The organism is Bacillus cereus group sp. MYBK220-1, from assembly GCF_051916445.1.
GTDB classification, from domain to species: Bacteria; Bacillota; Bacilli; order Bacillales; family Bacillaceae_G; genus Bacillus_A; species Bacillus_A cereus.
This window is the reverse complement of record NZ_JBQAGQ010000002.1, coordinates 594,931-611,226: the sequence shown is the minus strand read 5'-3', so window position 1 is coordinate 611,226 and position 16,296 is coordinate 594,931. Positions and strand designations below refer to the sequence as shown.

The following is a 16,296-nucleotide window of genomic DNA, read 5'->3' as shown; positions in this document are numbered from 1 at the left end:
TTTATATAAATCGTGTGCTTTTATGTTAAATTCGTATTTAATATATTTCCATCCATCGCCTCGTGAAACGTATATGTTGTACATCCCCATGGCTTTCTATGCAAAATAGGCGAACCAGACCATCCCATTGCCCTCAGCTCCGTTCCAATCATCGAATTAAAATAATTATGACCTACAAGAGCAATACTTCCATGTACGAGAGCATAACGATGTAATACGTAAGCTGCTTGCCTTGCCCTCTCTCTTACTTCCTTATAAGATTCAACATTTTTATGGTAACCAAGTATCCATAATGCTCGTCCAATACACATCCATACGTTAAGTTTACACTTCAACCATTTTGGCGCATAAAAGCTCGCCGGAACTGCCACTTCCCTAAAAAGAGAATTTTGTATAAAACATAAAGAATCCATTAATTCAGCTGCTGACTGTACAGCACACTTTTGATCACTCGTTACAATCAATTTCGCTACTTCAACCGCTTCTCTTGTTTCCAATGGTATAGGTTGTTTTTCTGTTATAGTATGTAAGTCATATCCTTTTATCCATTCATGAAAGGATGTAACCGTCATTGGTTCTATAGTACAATCTAAGCGACCATGACGAATAAAAGAAATCTTCATTCTTTTCACTCTCCATTCATCACTTATGAACTCTATTATGCACTAGTTCTAAACATCATACCACGCAAGAAAATAAAGTTATATACCTTTACATCTCCCCACCATTATCATGTGTTATCGAAGCATGGATACCATCCATCCCATCAAAATATGTACTCGTATCATATTGACGAATCTTTTTTAAATGCATATAAGAAAATAAAAATAAAATTAAAGCTATAACACTCCCCACAAATTCAAACATCATTTTACCGCCTCTAATTTCTCCCACTTCAGCAGGTTATTCTACTTTTTCATTATACCTCGATATAAAGATTCTCGCATTTTTGCTATTTTTTTCAAAAAACATGGATTTTCTACATATTTTCTTACAAAAAGTGAATATTTTTCGAATTTTTACTTTGGAAACATTTACAAAGTAGGAAATATGGTTCAAAATAGGAGGAAATAAAAAAACCCAAATTTATTCTTTTTTTGGGAAAACTGTAACAAGGAGAGTTGCTTATGCAGATCGCAGAAACTGGAGATATCATCGAATTTAAAGGTGGAATGCAAGGCCGTGTTCAAAAAGTAAATCAAAACTCTGTTATTGTTGATATAACAATTATGAAGAATTTTAGAGAACTAGATATGGAACCTCTTACAGTTGTAAGTCATAAAAACTATACTGTCATTAATCAAAATGCATAATATAATAGAAAGAAAGGGCCTGTATACTATACAGGCCCTTTCTTTCTATTAACGATTATCAATTGTTTCCGGATATAGATCGTGGTTCATCATGCGGTAATCAGCCATTTGTTCATACTTCGTCCCTGGGCGCCCGTAGTTGCAGTATGGATCAATTGAAATACCACCACGTGGTGTGAATTTCCCCCATACCTCAATATAACGTGGATCCATTAATTTAATTAAATCGTTCATAATAACGTTCATGCAATCTTCATGGAAATCACCGTGATTGCGGAAACTAAATAAATACAACTTTAAAGATTTACTCTCTACCATTTTTTGCTCTGGAATATAGCTAATATAAATTGTTGCAAAATCTGGTTGTCCTGTTTTCGGGCATAAACTTGTAAATTCAGGACAATTGAATTTTACAAAATAATCACGGTTTGGATGATTATTATCAAATACCTCTAATATTTCTGGGCTATATTCAAATAAATATTTTGTATTTTGATTCCCTAGTAATGTTACATCTTTTAAATCTTCATCTAATCTTCCTGTCATTTTAAACATCCCTTCTCGTTATACGCCGCGCTTATTTCCCCATACTAACGCATGAAGCTGAGGCAATACTTTTGCATCATTCATCTCTTTACAATTTACAGCTTTATCAATCAGCCATTCATACTTATCTAATAATTTTTTTATAAGCATCGCATCATCCACTGTTTTTGTATCATCGTTTCCTACTTGTAAGAAAAATGGTACCTTTGGATAACGTTCGTGCATCTTAACTGCATATTCAAAATCATGATCATCGAATACTACTACTTTTAAACTAATATCTTTTCCTGCTAGTTTCTGAATAATAGCATCTAACCTCTGAAAATCTGTTTTCATCGTTGAACTTGGTGGTTTTGGAGAAATTGTTATCTCATCAATTTGAAGTAACCAATCTTGCCATTTACTCCCTTGCGTTTCAATTGCCGTTCGCATTCCATTTTCTTTTAATATAGAAAGAAGAAACTCAATATTTTTCAGTAATGCCGGATTTCCACCTGAAATCGTAACATGAGAAAAATTTTCTCCTCCAATTGCAACAAGCTCATCCCAAATATCTTCTGGTGTCATCTGTCTAATTTGATCTTTAGCTGATCCATCCCACGTAAAAGCAGAATCACACCAAGCACAGCTATAATCACAACCAGCTGTACGGATAAACATTGTCTTTTGCCCTACAACCATTCCTTCACCTTGAATAGTCGGACCGAATATTTCTAAGACAGGGATTTTACTCATCAAGCATCCACTCCCGTCTTACTTCCGCATAACTAGTCGGCGTCTCAAATAGACGAACAAATTCAACGCGAGCTCCTTTATATTCGTTCACTCGATTCTCTTTTGTTAGTGCTTCTGCCATCTTTTCATAAATCCAAACGACCATATTTTCAGCAGTCGTATTCATTGCAGGTAACGTTTCGTTTAAATAACGATGATCTAGATAAATTTCTATTTCATTCTTCCAAATTTCTTTTATATCTCCAAAGTCAATTGCAAGACCTATTTCATTTACATATCCACTAATTCCAAATACAACTTTATATGTGTGACCATGTAAGTTTTTACATTTCCCTTCATAACAGTGTAAATGGTGTGCTGCATCAAATGTAAATTCCTTGCTGACCATTACTCTTTTATTATGGTATTTGAGTTGTTTACGCTGAATATCCTTGTCCATTTTTTGCAAATTCTCTACGATGCGAAATCCAAAAAAGTTATCCATTAGTTGTTCGCTCCTTCGCGTTCTTGTAGGTACGTATCTAATCCTGCTTTACGAAGTTGACATGCTGGACATTCACCGCAACCATCACCAATGATTCCGTTATAACATGTTAATGTTTTTTCTCGAACAAACTCAAATGCTCCAAGTTCATCTGATAATTTCCATGTTTCAGCCTTATCAATCCACATAAGTGGCGTGTGAATGACAAACGGGTAATCCATAGATAAATTTAAAGTAACATTTAACGATTTCACAAACACGTCACGGCAGTCTGGATAACCACTGAAATCAGTTTCACATACACCCGTTACAATATGACGTGCTCCAACTTGTTTTGCTAATACAGCAGCAAATGATAAGAAGAGTAAATTTCGTCCATCTACAAATGTCGATGGCAATTCACCTTCTTCATGTGTAATCTCCATATCCGTTCTCGTTAAAGCATTTGGAGCAAGTTGATTTAATAGACTCATATCTAGTACCGTATGCTTTATTCCTAGTTCTTTTGCAATTTCCGCTGCACAATCAATTTCTAGCTTATGACGTTGATTGTAATTAAACGTTACAGCTTCTACCTCTGCAAACTGCTCTATTGCCCAAAATAAACATGTCGTACTATCTTGTCCTCCACTAAAAACAACAACTGCTTTTTCTTTTTTCATTTCACTCATTCTCCTTCTCTACTATAAATAAGAAGAAAGAACGTTCTTGAACTGTCACAATAAAAAAACAAAACAATACCTAAGGATATTGTTGTTTCCATAGTTTTTTATAGAGGGAGTTCGCGAACCTCTCCCGCGCGGTGCACGGAATTTCTTCTTTCATTGACACAGCTTATTGTAACATATTGTATACTAGCGTAAAAATTTCTGATTTTTCAGCTATTTATTATTTCATTTCTTTCATTTTATAGTATGATTAATTTAATATAAGAAGAGAGGAGGCATCCCACTGAAACCCTTTATTATTTATCTCTTTTTAAATATATTATTCATCCTGATTACAATGCTCGTATATCATTTATTTTGGAATCAAAAAGGGAAACGCTCTCCTAAATTAAATTCAGCTATATTCATTGTACTCTGTTGCCTTGCTACCGTACTCTGTATTACATTTGCAGCAAAAACAAATAATGGTTTTCAATTTGATATGCGCCATATTGTATTAATTGTCGGTACATTAACGGGAGGGCCTATTGCTGGTGGTTCTATCTTAGTTGTATTAAACATATATCGCTTATTATTAGGTGGGATAGGTGTTTTCCCATCTCTTATCGGTTCTGTTCTTCTATTTATTGTTCTATTATTAACATATAAATTTTTCAATCGAACTTCTAATCGTATAAAAATAACACTTGCTATTATCTACAGTCTCACATACGGATTTAGTTGGATACCCTTCTTCCTTTCAAAGGTTACAAATAAGACTGATTATATACCGCATATTATTGTGTATGAATTATGTTCAATGCTTGGCACGATTCTAATTTTATATTTACTACACATATTACAAACTCAAGTTCGTCTCCAAAACGAACTTATAAATGCTGAAAAGTTTCATTTAATTGGTGAAATGGCAGCGTCTATCTCTCATGAAATTCGCAATCCATTAACTTCAACGAAAGGTTTTTTACAACTGTTACAATCAGATACATGCACTGAGCAGGAACGAAAATTATATATCGACATTGCCATTAATGGCATCGAACAAGCAAATCATGTTCTTACAGATTATTTAACCTTTGCTAAACCAAGCATTGAAAAAGAACAAACATTACAGTTAGAAGAAGAATTACTACATGCATTGTCGTTAATTACACCGCTTGCTAATTTAACAAATGTACGTACTCATTATATAAAGCAAAGCACTTCTTTTTTTATCGCTGGAGAAAAGCAAAAACTAAATCAATGTTTATTAAATATTTTAAAAAATTGCATTGAGGCTATGCCAAAAGGCGGTGATCTTTATTTCACATTAGTTCCTGATCATAAGCATATTCAGTTATATATAAAAGATACAGGAGTCGGTATGGATTCAGAACAAGTAAAACGTCTTGGTTCGCCCTTTTATTCAACGAAAGAAAAAGGTACTGGACTTGGAATGATGGTCGTATTCAGTGTTGTTCAAGCTATGAATGGAAAAATTGATATTATAAGTGAAAAAGGAATCGGTACAACCTTTTTATTAACTTTTCCACTCATACAAAAAACGTGATGAAATACTCATCACGTTTTTTCTGTTCCTTCAACTAATTCAGCAAAAGCTTTCACTTTTCCGTGCGGTTGTTGATTTTCTTTACGTGCTTTCCAGGCGCGCTCTTCTTCTCGCTTCTTCTTAGACATGTTTTTTCAACTCCTTCTTTTCTTTCTCCATGTAGTATTCCAAAATAAGAAAGAAAACTATGCACGTATCAAAAAAGAAGTGGTTTCCCACTTCTTCCACTTTAGCGTTGCAAAATTGCATGTTTCGCCTCTTTTAACTGCGTAAGATGTCTTTGTTCATGCAAATCAAGAAATTGAACCCATTGATACAAATTCAGATCATTAAAAACAGGATGCTTTAATCCATTTTCAAATAAATCTTTTTCATCTATAACACTATGAAGCGCGTGTAATAGTTCTTGGCGTGAATGTTCTAGTAATTGAATTCCTTGCTGTTTTTTCATTAAAGTTTCTGTTGGTTGCATTTGCTGAGGAGCTTCTCGTTTATGTGTGCGATCAAGCGTAAGTTGGAGGTCTTTAAATGGAGTCATGTTTCTTTCATTTTTTTGTAAAGCATATACAAGGGCAGACGTGACAGATTGTTCAACTAAATGCAAGTGGTGTAAAATTTGAATAATACTCCATTTATCACGGCGTGGCTTTACATTCACTTCTGTGTCATTTAACATTTCAATTTCTGATAATAGCGTGCTTCGAGTAGCCTGTAATGAGTTTACTAAACTTTCTAAACTTACATCCATATTAGATTGAAGCATACTTGTTCCCCCCTTTTGTTGGTGAAAAGAGGTGCTCCTTATTAGAAACACCCCTTCAGTATTCTGAATTTTCTTTTATTATCTCATCATTTTCCCATTATGTCGATGTTAAACATGTGAAAAAAGCGCATGTTTTTTACAATTTTGTGTCGTCAATCGCATGTAACCATGCTTCAATTTCTGTAATAACACTTTTCACACAGCCTTCAGCAAATGGTGATGTTAAATTTGCAACCTCTACTAATTCTAAGAACGATTTACTTCCACCTTGTTGGCACAGATTCACATAATCTTCCCACGCCTCTTGTCTATTATCTCTTGCACGTTTCCAAAATTGTAGCGCACAAATTTGAGCAAGCGTGTAATCAATATAATAAAACGGTGAGCTATAAATATGCCCTTGACGTTGCCAAAAACCACCGCGCTCTAAATAATCATTCTCCTCATAATCACGATGTGGTAAATATTTCTTCTCTATGTTACGCCATGCTGTCTTACGCTCTTCAGGTGATGCTTCAGGATTTTCATATACATAATGTTGATATTCATCAACAGATACACCATAAGGTAAAAACAGAAGTGCTGAACTTAAGTGAGAGAAGTAATATTTATCTGCATCTTCTTCAAAGAATAGCTTCATCCATGGCCATGTAAAGAATTCCATACTCATAGAGTGGATTTCACACGCCTCATATGTTGGCCAATTATATTCTGGAATTTCAAATTTACGACTTTCATATACTTGGAAGGCATGACCTGCTTCATGTGTTAATACATCAATGTCACCAGATGTTCCATTGAAGTTTGAGAAAATAAATGGCGCTTTATAATTCTCAATATATGTACAATATCCGCCACCAGCTTTTCCTTTTTTCGCAACTAAATCTAATAAATCATTATCTAGCATGAAATTGAAAAATTCATCTGTTTCAGCCGATAACTCTTTATACATTGTCTTTCCATGATCAACAATCCAATCCGCATCTCCTTTTGGAGTTGGGTTACCTGTAGCAAACTCAAAGTTTTCGTCGTAATAAGCTAACTTCTCTACACCGATACGTGCTTGTTGTCGCTTTCTTAATTCCGTTGTAACGGGAACGATATAATCTAGCACTTGCTGACGGTAATTAGCCACCATCTCCGCATTATAATCTGTACGGTACATTCTTGCATATCCAAGTTCAACAAAGTTTTTGAAACCTAAAGATTTTGCGATTTTCGTTCTCACTTTAACAAGCTCATCATAAATACGATCTAGTTCTTCCTCATTTCCAGCTAAAAATCCGTAGTATGCTTCACTTGCTGCTTTACGTTCGCTTCTTTCTTTTCCTTGCATAAACGGAATCAGTTGCGATAACGTTCTTTCTTCTCCAGCAAAGTCAATTTTTGCAGATGCTAATAACTGTGTATATTGCGATGATAATTTATTTTCTAATTGTAAATCTTTCACGACTTCATCTGAATATGTTTTTAAATCACATTCTGCTAGAGCAAATAATTGTTTTCCATAATACGCCTCTAATTCTTCACGAAATGGAGAATTAATGAGTGCCTTATAATATTTTGTACCATATCCTTGTACAACTGGAGAGAATTCATCAAAGAAATCCTGCTCCTCCTTATAAAAAGTATCCGTCGTATCAACAGAATGGCGAATGTAACAAAGGTTTCCCATTGTACCAAAATCGTTGCGAATCTCATTAATTGAATGAATGACTTGTTTTTGTTCTTCTACAGTTTTTGCGTTATCAAACTTCTCTAAAGCAACAGTAAATTTCTCTTTTAACTCTTCAATATTTGGGCGTTTATATTCATAGTCTTTAAATGACATGAACGAGCCTCCTCTCCATTACATACCTTTATTATAATTCAATACGTATTCTTGAATTCCCTCTTAATTTTCAACAAATTTCGGCAGTGACTGCCCTGAGTTCATTACAAATAAAAAAGCCTTGGATTTATTTATCCAAAGCTCCTTTGGAACATATTATTTTTCATACTTCCCAATTTTTTTTAATAAATCAAGTAATTCATCTTTTTCATCTTTCGTTAACATTTCAAAAGACTGATGTATAACTTTCTCATGCCCCGGAAAAATAGAAGCAATAAAGTTCTCGCCAGACTCAGTTAATTGCGCGTAAATAACACGTCTGTCATTCGGACATGGAATTCTCTTTACTAATCCCTTTTTCTCCAGCTTATCTACAACATATGTAATGCTGCCACTAGCTATTAAAATACGCTCACCAATTTGCTGAAGTGGTTGACCGCCTTTATGATATAGCAGTTCTAATACAGCAAATTCAGTTGGATTTAATCCGTTACTTTGTATAGATTTATTTGTAGTATCCATAACAGAACGATGTACACGAGATAATGCAATAAATACTTTTAAAGATTGAGAAATATCTTCTCGTTCATTATTTGATGTCATACAACTTTCAACCCTTCACTTAAATTCTCAGCAATAAAAAGAAAATGCCACTTCATACTTCATGTGAATTCCGAATGAGCATTCACTCATCCATTTCCTCTCCCCTAATATATTAAGAATCATTCTTGAATAAAAACATGACAATTTTAACATAGTTTATATATAATGATAATAAAAAAAGAAGGAGTACCACATTTGAAAGTCAAATTCCAAAGCATAATTGTATATATATTGCTTGTTATCCTACCGACAATAGGGATTGGTGCTACATTTTATTCGTATCATACATATAAAATGAAACAGGAAAACAAATTATCTGCTCATACAGTTCTCTTTTTATATAGAGATTATTTGGATCATCATCTTGGTGAAGCAATTTCTGCTTTAGACATGCTTGCAAAAGTTGTAGGCACCGAGACTGGTAATATAAATGGCATTAAACAAATTGTACATGATACAGATGGAAACGATGCACGCTTTTCTGGTCTATATTACGCTACACCAGAAGGAGTCATTACAATCGCATCTGAAGATGAATCAAAGCCTATAGATGTTTCAGACCGTAAATATATTCAAGACGCGCTCCAAACTAAAAAAACCACTGTATCATCAGTCATTACTGATCGCGTTCTTGGACATAAAGCTATTATAATTGCTGCCCCCATATTTAATAAACAGAAGGAGCTCTCAGGATTATTATTAGCTAGTTTACGCTTTGATTACATTTCATCTTCTTTAAATGCCATTAAACCACAATACCATTTTGAGGTAACTGATAAACATGATGTAGTTTTTCTAACCGATGATAATAACGACACAAGTGATACGCATTCTAATATGCTTACTACCCCACTCCAAAGATTAAATTGGAAGGTTTCTGTTTCTCCATTACCTATTCATCAAAAAACCTTATACCAGTGGGTTACAATAGAGTGTATAGCTACTTTATTTTTAATGTCTATTTTATTTTTACTTGCTCAATATATGTTGTTAAAACGGCAAACAAAACTTGAAAGACAACAAAATGAACTACAGAAAATTGAATTAGTTGGAACTTTTGCAGCGAGTACAGCACACGAAATCCGTAATCCTCTTACTGGAATTAAAGGGCTCGTCGCTCTATTAAAAGAGAAATATAAAGATGAGCAAGATCAGTTCTACTTTTCCGTAATTGAACAAGAAATAGAGCGAATCAATGAAATTGTAAGTGAATTTCTTATTCTCGGAAAGCCAACCGCCATCATCGAACAAACGTATGATGTAAGAACAATTCTAAATGAGGTAGCATTAATTATTCAATCTGAGGCGAATTTACATAACATTGCATTCCATTTACATTTGCCAGACCATCCTGTTCATATCCGTTGTTCGAAAGACCATATGAAACAAGTGGTTTTAAACATTACAAAAAATGCAATTGAGGCCATGACTTCTAGTGATACACTAACCATTGTAGTAAAAAACAATGAAACACACGCACAATTGCAGATTATAGATACTGGAAAAGGGATTCCACAACATATTCAAAAACACCTCTTTCATCCGTTCTTTACTAATAAAGATACTGGAACAGGTCTTGGACTTGTCATATGTAAACGAATTGTAGAGATGTATAATGGGCATATTTTTATTGACAGTACAGAAAACGAAGGAACAACAGTTCATATCGAAATTCCGTTACACATAGTATAATTATCCTTATCCTATAAGGGTAATTATACTTATTTCATAAAACCAGCCACAAGCATTCGCCAAAAATTATTTGATTTTCCTTCATACCCGATTTGGAAAATAGGTATTTTTATAATTGAAAACCATTTCGGTGTTTGTTTTTCTTTATAACATTGATATTGTAAAATAAGCTTGTCCAATTCTTGACTAACTTGAATTGTCTCCCTACTATTTAGCCCACTTGTTAATCCTAGTTGAATCATTTCTTCACGTTTCATATGAATATCACGTGAAAGCTTTTCTAATGTGTACTTCCTTTTTACAGTAAACATCCATATCCCCCTTATTATACTTCCATGCTCTTAACTTCACTTCTCCATTGACTTTTTTAACTACTTAATCATATGCAAATTTGAAGAATCAGAAAATTTAACATTTTCTCCCTGTAATTTACAAATCTTTACCCTCACTTTGAGAATTATTACAAATTATTCTATCTTTGTAAATACATTCGCAATAATAGACATTTTTTTCATCTTGTTTTTTTATAAATTCTACGTAAACCGGGGATTCTTAATTTTCCATCTACTTTTCTTCGACATTTTTTGTTTAATTTATATAAAAAAGCAAAACATAATGATGATTGATAAAGTGAAACTTTAATCAGTGTTTTTTGTTCAGCCCCCACTGATTATTAGCATTCACCAATCGGGCGTTTATAGGCAGTGGGTCTCCCACCTATCCAGCCCAATGTTGAGGTGGGAGTCTTACTCCCCACAAATAGCGGGATAACAATAGAAAGGAAATATTTATATGCGAAAATATACGATTGCATTATTCATCATTGTTTTGTTTTTACCGTCCTTCTTATTTCCTATTCAAGCAAATGCTCATACGAATAAAGTTGCTATTGTCATTGATGATTTCGGAAATAATATGAAGGGGACTAATCAAATGTTATCACTTCCCATTCCACTCACTGTTGCTGTTATGCCTTTTCTTCCTTCCACAAAAGAAGATGCAATAGCTGCCCATAAGAAAGGCCATGAAGTTATTATACATATGCCAATGGAACCTATAAAAGGTAAAAAAGAATGGCTTGGGCCGAAAGCAATTACAACTGATTTAAGCGATGAAGAAATAAACAACCGACTTGAACAAGCGATTCAAGAAGTACCGCATGCAATTGGAATGAACAATCATATGGGGTCAAAAGTAACAGCGGATGAAAGAATTGTTCGCCTTATACTTGCTGCTTGTAAAAAACACGGTTTATTTTACTTAGATAGTAAAACGAATCCTAATAGTGTCGTCCCAAAAATCGGAAAAGAATTAGGAGTTCCTATTATTGAAAACCAACTATTTTTTGATGATGTGTATACAGCAGGACATATTTCAAAACAAGCCCAATTACTCATCAAAAAAATTCAAGAAAAACCTATTATGGTAGCTATCGGGCATGTGGGCCCTCCAGGTGAAATTACATCACGCGTTATTGAAACTTCTATCCCTAAAATTCGTGAGCATGCAGACTTTATTTTCTTATCTGATCTAGCATTATCCCCGCCTCCTGTTTCAAAATAAAGTTCATTACTCACATATAATCAGCCCTAACCAATTGGGCTTTTATGGGCAATCCGTCCCCCCACTTAACTTCTTTACTTGCGCTGAATTTTGAGGCTCGGATTTTACTGCCCACAAATGGCGGGACAAAAAAGTACCTATCTATATATAACAGATAGGTACTTTTTTTAACTTAAATATAATCTACATGACTCACTCTGAATCCTTTTTTCTCTATTTTTCCGATTAATTGCTTTAATCTTGTTTCATCTAACTCATCTGATATATTTACAATAACGCGGCGGATATATTGATCACCGTTATCTAACGTAAATAGGCCACCGATATTATATGCTTTTAACAATGTCCCAAGCTCTTTAATCGTTCCCTTACAATCTTGTGTTGCAATTGTTAATATATAACCACCTGTTCGCATACCAAATGAATCTTCAATAACATCAAATATATTCGAATGCGTTAACATCCCGACAAATTCATTATAATCATTTAGCACGGCTAAAAACGGAAGCCGACGAATTACATAAAAAGCTCTGAAGAATGAATCCTTTTCAAAAATAAATGCATTGGAATCATCAAGCATATCCCCTGCACTTACATGCTCTAATCCGCTATTGCATTTTTTTTCTAATAAATCTACTTTATAAATAATCCCCGTGAATTTCTTCTCATCTTCTGCTAATACCGGGATGGCTCGAAATCCCGTTTCGTTCATCATTTGCAGTGCCTCTTCACCAGAATCATTTATCTTGCAAAATGTTACTTGCTGCTTTGGCAGAAAATGATATTTAACTCGCAAAATATGTTCCTCCTTACATGTCAACATGTAATCTATATATAATAAGGAGACCTATATTTTATGAGTGAAATTATTTTTAAAACGCTTTCATTTATTTATTAACTTGTATCCATATCACATCCATTTTTATATAACAGAGCTCCTTGCACCCTTAATCATTAATAACTTTACATGATAGTTCATTAAATATTCTATACCCTCTAGCCATTTTTTCGCTTCTTCTGGCGTTTTTCCCCACACAATCATGCCGTAATTATGAACAAGAACTACTCCTCCACCTTCAATGAAATTCGGAACATTGCTTTCTAATAAATCAGCGAATTTTTTTTCATCTTCTACAATTGGAATTGTCATTTCTGTTATACCTTCTTTTCCGAAAACACGCTCCACACTGCGTTTATCGAACGTTACTTCTCCTTCTTCCCCATATAACTCTGATATTAAATGACTATCTACAGTCTGCACTTGTAAAATACATCCTGCACTACTTTTTTTATAAATATCCGCATGCATAAATGACTCTGCAGCTGGTTTTTCTTCATTTTCAAATACTGACTCGCACATGCAATTTACGACAATAAAATCTTCTTCCGAAAATAGCCCTTTATCTCTTCCCTCAACATTTACTAAAAATGTTAACGGCTCTTTTGACGTACATAGCGATAAGCTAATTTTGGTACCATAAAACCAATCACGAAGTGCCAATTCAGATTTCACATCTTTTAATTCATTCCATTTCTTCAGAAAAAATAACATTTCGTCACCCCCGGCATAATATTCATATAAGGTTCGAATCCTTTCTATGTAAAAGGAATATTTTTTGATTATTCTAAAAATTTAATTGAATTATCACATGAGAACGCTTTTTTGTCAATATAGTTTCGTGGTTCTTCTTTAAAATAGGCTATTCATATGTCTATACTCCTATCTATTTCCTATTTCATTTTGCACATAAAAAATACGCTATTCTTTAATTAAAGAATAGCGTATTTTCCTCATTTTTTATTCCGCATTAACGGGCAGCCCGATTGGTGAGGGCTACTAATCAGTGGGGAATGAACAAAACCCCCACTGAATAAAGTTTCACTTTATTTCTTTATTGCATTATACAAAAACTGTGCGTATTGTTCACGTGTTACGAAATTATCTCCTAAAAAATTCCCTTCCCCGTCGCCTTTTGATATTTTATTATCCACTAAAGCTTTCACATATCCTTTCGCCCAATGGCCATTTGGTACATCTTTAAAATTCTCTGCACTATTTTCATTTTCTTTTAACTGAAATACTCTTTGTAGTACTACTGACATTTCATATCGAGTTAATACTCCATCCGGACGGAACATACCATTTCCATAGCCTGTCATAATTCCAGCTTGAACCACTGCATCAATAGCCGTTTCATACATATTTCCTTTCGTATCTGTAAATGCCGTTTTTTGTTCTAGATTATTTTCTAATTTTAAATATCTTTGTATTAGAAGTGCTACTTGTCCACGAGTAATGTTATCACCAAATCCAAATTCACCATTTCCATAGCCTATAAATAATTTTTCTTTCGCTAAGTAATTAATTGCTTCTTCTGACCAATGTCCCTTTGGTACATCTTTAAATTCTACCACTTCTGTTTTCTCATCTTCTTTAGATGTATTACCGTCTTTACTTTCTACTACATTTTGAATAACAGATCCTGTAAAGAAGATTCCTGTATCCGCGAATGGATCTTTCACACCAAATTCATATACTTTCTCACCTGGTGTACTCCATTTCACTACACCATTACTATACGTACCATTATCGCTCTTCAGACGGATTTTCGTAGAAATCTCACCATCTTTTTCATATATAGGTACTTTTACTTCTTTATTTACTTCTGTTTCCTCTAAAAATACTTTTTGATTTTGGACATTAATATAAGCCGTCTTACTTAGTTCTATAACTGGTCGGACATCACGGATTTCATTTGCAACAAAACTTAGAAATACTAATTTTTTTAAATTACTAACTGGTGATAAGTCTGAAATATAATTCGCTTCTAAATCAAGCTTTTGTAAGTTTACTAAACTTGATAATGGAGTAATATCTTTTAACTCGTTGTTGGGTAAGTTTAAAATTTTCAACTGTGTCATCTTACTTAGAGGAGTAACATCTGTTATTTCATTTTTCCCTATCCATAGCTCTTGTAATTGATTCAATTGATCAATGCCTGATAAATCTTTCACTTTATTACGTGTTAATACTAAATCTTTTAACGGTAACGTATAAAGCGGTTTAATATCTTCAATTTGATTACCTGCTAAAGTTAAGTATGTTACATTTTTCAAATTGCTTAATGGAGCAACGTTCGTAATTTTATTATTTGCTAAATTCAAGTAATCTAGTTGTTCCATTTTCGCTAATGCTGTTACATCTTCTATTTGGTTGCCTGATAGAAATAAACTTTTTACATTTTTCATTTCAGTTAGTGGTGCAACGTTTGTAATTTTATTATTACTTAAATCAAGGGATTCTAAATTATCCATCTTAACAAGTGGCGTTACATCTGCAAATTCATTACCACGCAAAGCTAAATGATTTAATTGCTTTAAGTTCGCAAAGAACGACGGATCCTTTATCTTCGCATTCGCAACTGTTAAAGATTTTAAATTTGGCATATATTTTAATGCACTATAATCAAGTATCTCATTTGTATTTAAAAACAAATCCTTTACTTGTAATAAATCTTCTTTCGTAATTGGTGTATTTAAATCTTTTCTATTAAATACTTTTTTATTAACAAGCTCTCTTAATTTGTTATCTGTTATCATATTTTGATTATCAACTGGATTATCCGTTTCCGTATTTCCTGAATTAGAGTTATCATCTGGTTTCTCTGTTTCTTTGTTACCTACAGTTGGATCTTTAATTTCAAATTGAACTTGATATTTGTGATCATATCCAATAGCTGGAATAAGTATATGCATTTGCATATTGTGCTTCTTCTCAAACTCGCCAATTTCAAATTGAACTACCTTCGTTCCATTCTTCCTCTTATCTTCTGACAAAACCTTCACATCATGAAATACACCAGGCTGGTTTTTATCTTCTATTCTAAGATATTGAAAATAATCGCTATCTTGCATTGTTACAGTGACAATTTTTTTGCCAGCTGCAATCGTTACTTTAGGATCTTTTATATATTGAGAAACCATAGATGGCTCATCTTTTTGGTCCTTATATATTTTAATCTCAGTATCATACGTGCGATCACTCGCTGCTGCTACCGATTGATTTGCTTCAACTTTTAATGCCGCTAATGCTGGAGTAGAGTACGTAGCAAATGGAATCGCTAATGTTGTCGCTACTACTAGCGCCTTCATATAATTTTTTTTCAAAATAATATCCCCTATCATATATAATTTTCACAATTGATAACATTTATCAATTAATCACAAATAAATGATAATGAATCTCATTATCATTGTCAATGAGAATATTACATTAAATTTATATTTTTAAAGGTACAAAATAAAAAAGCCCTTTATTCAAAGGGCTTTTTTACCTATCGTATGAAGAATTTCACTTTTTTCCTTCTCATTGATGACACCTATTTTTTGCAAAATATTCGCGTACAATACAAGTTTATTATATATTCGTTCTGACATGTTCTCCCTTCTTTCCTTCGACCAACTTTTTTTGTATTGGTAAATTATATGAAAGAGGTGAGAAAATGTGTCCACTTTTTGCATAACTGCAAATCTTTTATTTTACGATTTACAG

The 16,296-nt window shown here is 33.5% G+C and carries 18 protein-coding genes and 1 riboswitch; of the genes, 4 read left to right on the top strand and 14 right to left on the bottom strand.

Features of this window, described 5'->3' with window-relative positions; all coding sequences use genetic code 11:
- Positions 1 to 20: 20 nt before the first annotated feature.
- The gene (locus ACTFRU_RS10015; RefSeq protein WP_000703102.1) at positions 21 to 623 is read right to left on the bottom strand and encodes a hypothetical protein; all 603 of its coding nucleotides are present in this window, start codon (positions 621 to 623) and stop codon (positions 21 to 23) included.
- An 88-nt stretch (positions 624 to 711) separates the two neighbouring features.
- The gene (locus ACTFRU_RS10010) at positions 712 to 867 is read right to left on the bottom strand and encodes a hypothetical protein (protein WP_000461431.1); all 156 of its coding nucleotides are present in this window, start codon (positions 865 to 867) and stop codon (positions 712 to 714) included.
- 260 nt (positions 868 to 1,127) lie between these two features.
- Between ACTFRU_RS10010 and ACTFRU_RS10005 the strand changes: the two genes are divergently transcribed.
- A complete protein-coding gene (locus tag ACTFRU_RS10005; protein ID WP_001165082.1) occupies positions 1,128 to 1,313 on the top strand; it encodes a YkvS family protein in 186 nt (61 codons plus the stop codon).
- Between the two features lie 48 nt (positions 1,314 to 1,361).
- On the opposite strand, the gene queF is transcribed toward ACTFRU_RS10005, so the two are convergent.
- The 4 genes from queF to queC are packed head-to-tail and all read right to left on the bottom strand — an operon-like array spanning position 1,362 to position 3,740.
- Positions 1,362 to 1,859 carry a preQ(1) synthase gene (gene queF, locus ACTFRU_RS10000; protein WP_001986050.1) on the bottom strand — a complete coding sequence of 166 codons (498 nt, stop codon included), beginning with the start codon at positions 1,857 to 1,859 and terminating at the stop codon, positions 1,362 to 1,364.
- An 18-nt stretch (positions 1,860 to 1,877) separates the two neighbouring features.
- Positions 1,878 to 2,594, bottom strand: coding sequence for a 7-carboxy-7-deazaguanine synthase QueE (gene queE, locus ACTFRU_RS09995; protein WP_000036294.1), 717 nt, complete (start codon positions 2,592 to 2,594; stop codon positions 1,878 to 1,880).
- Positions 2,587 to 3,078 (bottom strand): 6-carboxytetrahydropterin synthase QueD, encoded by a 492-nt coding sequence (gene queD, locus ACTFRU_RS09990; RefSeq protein WP_000368414.1) that lies wholly within the window; start codon positions 3,076 to 3,078, stop codon positions 2,587 to 2,589. Before queD ends, queE begins: the two co-directional genes overlap by 8 nt.
- Positions 3,078 to 3,740 (bottom strand): 7-cyano-7-deazaguanine synthase QueC, encoded by a 663-nt coding sequence (gene queC, locus ACTFRU_RS09985; protein ID WP_000711595.1) that lies wholly within the window; start codon positions 3,738 to 3,740, stop codon positions 3,078 to 3,080. Before queC ends, queD begins: the two co-directional genes overlap by 1 nt.
- Positions 3,741 to 3,833: 93 nt before the next feature.
- Positions 3,834 to 3,877: riboswitch (PreQ1 riboswitch) on the bottom strand.
- Positions 3,878 to 4,083: 206 nt separating this feature from the next.
- On the opposite strand from queC, the gene kinB reads away from it, so the two are divergent.
- On the top strand, positions 4,084 to 5,292 hold the full coding sequence (kinB, locus tag ACTFRU_RS09980; RefSeq protein WP_000964151.1) for a sporulation sensor histidine kinase KinB: 1,209 nt from the start codon (positions 4,084 to 4,086) through the stop codon (positions 5,290 to 5,292).
- A gap of 11 nt (positions 5,293 to 5,303) precedes the next feature.
- Here kinB and ACTFRU_RS09975 read toward each other — a convergent pair whose 3' ends face one another.
- The 4 genes from ACTFRU_RS09975 to ACTFRU_RS09960 form a co-directional block, all read right to left on the bottom strand.
- A complete protein-coding gene (locus tag ACTFRU_RS09975; protein WP_000038355.1) occupies positions 5,304 to 5,420 on the bottom strand; it encodes a DUF6254 family protein in 117 nt (38 codons plus the stop codon).
- Positions 5,421 to 5,521: 101 nt separating this feature from the next.
- Positions 5,522 to 6,055 (bottom strand): DinB family protein, encoded by a 534-nt coding sequence (locus ACTFRU_RS09970; protein ID WP_000941961.1) that lies wholly within the window; start codon positions 6,053 to 6,055, stop codon positions 5,522 to 5,524.
- Between the two features lie 136 nt (positions 6,056 to 6,191).
- Complete coding sequence (locus tag ACTFRU_RS09965; RefSeq protein WP_000008577.1) at positions 6,192 to 7,886, bottom strand: M3 family oligoendopeptidase; 1,695 nt, start codon at positions 7,884 to 7,886, stop codon at positions 6,192 to 6,194.
- A gap of 156 nt (positions 7,887 to 8,042) precedes the next feature.
- The gene (locus ACTFRU_RS09960) at positions 8,043 to 8,489 is read right to left on the bottom strand and encodes a MarR family winged helix-turn-helix transcriptional regulator (RefSeq protein ID WP_000203336.1); all 447 of its coding nucleotides are present in this window, start codon (positions 8,487 to 8,489) and stop codon (positions 8,043 to 8,045) included.
- A 195-nt stretch (positions 8,490 to 8,684) separates the two neighbouring features.
- Between ACTFRU_RS09960 and ACTFRU_RS09955 the strand changes: the two genes are divergently transcribed.
- Complete coding sequence (locus ACTFRU_RS09955) at positions 8,685 to 10,181, top strand: DUF3149 domain-containing protein (RefSeq protein WP_000865066.1); 1,497 nt, start codon at positions 8,685 to 8,687, stop codon at positions 10,179 to 10,181.
- Between the two features lie 29 nt (positions 10,182 to 10,210).
- Here the strand turns inward: ACTFRU_RS09955 and ACTFRU_RS09950 are convergent, their stop codons facing one another.
- Entirely contained in the window at positions 10,211 to 10,492 is a 282-nt protein-coding gene (locus ACTFRU_RS09950; protein ID WP_000495536.1) for an aspartyl-phosphate phosphatase Spo0E family protein, read from the bottom strand.
- Between the two features lie 481 nt (positions 10,493 to 10,973).
- Between ACTFRU_RS09950 and ACTFRU_RS09945 the strand changes: the two genes are divergently transcribed.
- Positions 10,974 to 11,744, top strand: coding sequence for a divergent polysaccharide deacetylase family protein (locus ACTFRU_RS09945; RefSeq protein WP_001234107.1), 771 nt, complete (start codon positions 10,974 to 10,976; stop codon positions 11,742 to 11,744).
- A gap of 172 nt (positions 11,745 to 11,916) precedes the next feature.
- Here ACTFRU_RS09945 and cbpA read toward each other — a convergent pair whose 3' ends face one another.
- From cbpA to ACTFRU_RS09930, 3 genes are all read right to left on the bottom strand, one after another.
- Positions 11,917 to 12,540: a cyclic di-AMP binding protein CbpA gene (gene cbpA / locus ACTFRU_RS09940; RefSeq protein ID WP_001264208.1), complete on the bottom strand. Its 624-nt coding sequence runs from the start codon at positions 12,538 to 12,540 to the stop codon at positions 11,917 to 11,919.
- Positions 12,541 to 12,666: 126 nt separating this feature from the next.
- Positions 12,667 to 13,296, bottom strand: coding sequence for a class II aldolase/adducin family protein (locus ACTFRU_RS09935; RefSeq protein WP_000896006.1), 630 nt, complete (start codon positions 13,294 to 13,296; stop codon positions 12,667 to 12,669).
- Between the two features lie 332 nt (positions 13,297 to 13,628).
- Positions 13,629 to 15,929: an NEAT domain-containing leucine-rich repeat protein gene (locus tag ACTFRU_RS09930; RefSeq protein ID WP_002195301.1), complete on the bottom strand. Its 2,301-nt coding sequence runs from the start codon at positions 15,927 to 15,929 to the stop codon at positions 13,629 to 13,631.
- Positions 15,930 to 16,296 lie beyond the last annotated feature (367 nt).

Excerpts from the sequence above, each read along its gene's own strand:
- ACTFRU_RS10005 (WP_001165082.1), top strand. The coding sequence starts at position 1,128 with ATGCAGATCGCAGAAACTGGAGATATCATCGAATTTAAAGGTGGAATG.
- ACTFRU_RS09965 (WP_000008577.1), bottom strand. The coding sequence starts at position 7,886 with ATGTCATTTAAAGACTATGAATATAAACGCCCAAATATTGAAGAGTTA.
- ACTFRU_RS09935 (WP_000896006.1), bottom strand. The coding sequence starts at position 13,296 with ATGTTATTTTTTCTGAAGAAATGGAATGAATTAAAAGATGTGAAATCT.
- kinB (WP_000964151.1), top strand. The coding sequence starts at position 4,084 with ATGCTCGTATATCATTTATTTTGGAATCAAAAAGGGAAACGCTCTCCT.
- queE (WP_000036294.1), bottom strand. The coding sequence starts at position 2,594 with ATGAGTAAAATCCCTGTCTTAGAAATATTCGGTCCGACTATTCAAGGT.
- queD (WP_000368414.1), bottom strand. The coding sequence starts at position 3,078 with ATGGATAACTTTTTTGGATTTCGCATCGTAGAGAATTTGCAAAAAATG.
- ACTFRU_RS10010 (WP_000461431.1), bottom strand. The coding sequence starts at position 867 with ATGTTTGAATTTGTGGGGAGTGTTATAGCTTTAATTTTATTTTTATTT.
- ACTFRU_RS10015 (WP_000703102.1), bottom strand. The coding sequence starts at position 623 with ATGAAGATTTCTTTTATTCGTCATGGTCGCTTAGATTGTACTATAGAA.
- ACTFRU_RS09960 (WP_000203336.1), bottom strand. The coding sequence starts at position 8,489 with ATGACATCAAATAATGAACGAGAAGATATTTCTCAATCTTTAAAAGTA.
- queC (WP_000711595.1), bottom strand. The coding sequence starts at position 3,740 with ATGAAAAAAGAAAAAGCAGTTGTTGTTTTTAGTGGAGGACAAGATAGT.
- ACTFRU_RS09975 (WP_000038355.1), bottom strand. The coding sequence starts at position 5,420 with ATGTCTAAGAAGAAGCGAGAAGAAGAGCGCGCCTGGAAAGCACGTAAA.
- ACTFRU_RS09950 (WP_000495536.1), bottom strand. The coding sequence starts at position 10,492 with ATGTTTACTGTAAAAAGGAAGTACACATTAGAAAAGCTTTCACGTGAT.
- queF (WP_001986050.1), bottom strand. The coding sequence starts at position 1,859 with ATGACAGGAAGATTAGATGAAGATTTAAAAGATGTAACATTACTAGGG.
- ACTFRU_RS09930 (WP_002195301.1), bottom strand. The coding sequence starts at position 15,929 with ATGATAGGGGATATTATTTTGAAAAAAAATTATATGAAGGCGCTAGTA.
- ACTFRU_RS09945 (WP_001234107.1), top strand. The coding sequence starts at position 10,974 with ATGCGAAAATATACGATTGCATTATTCATCATTGTTTTGTTTTTACCG.
- ACTFRU_RS09970 (WP_000941961.1), bottom strand. The coding sequence starts at position 6,055 with ATGCTTCAATCTAATATGGATGTAAGTTTAGAAAGTTTAGTAAACTCA.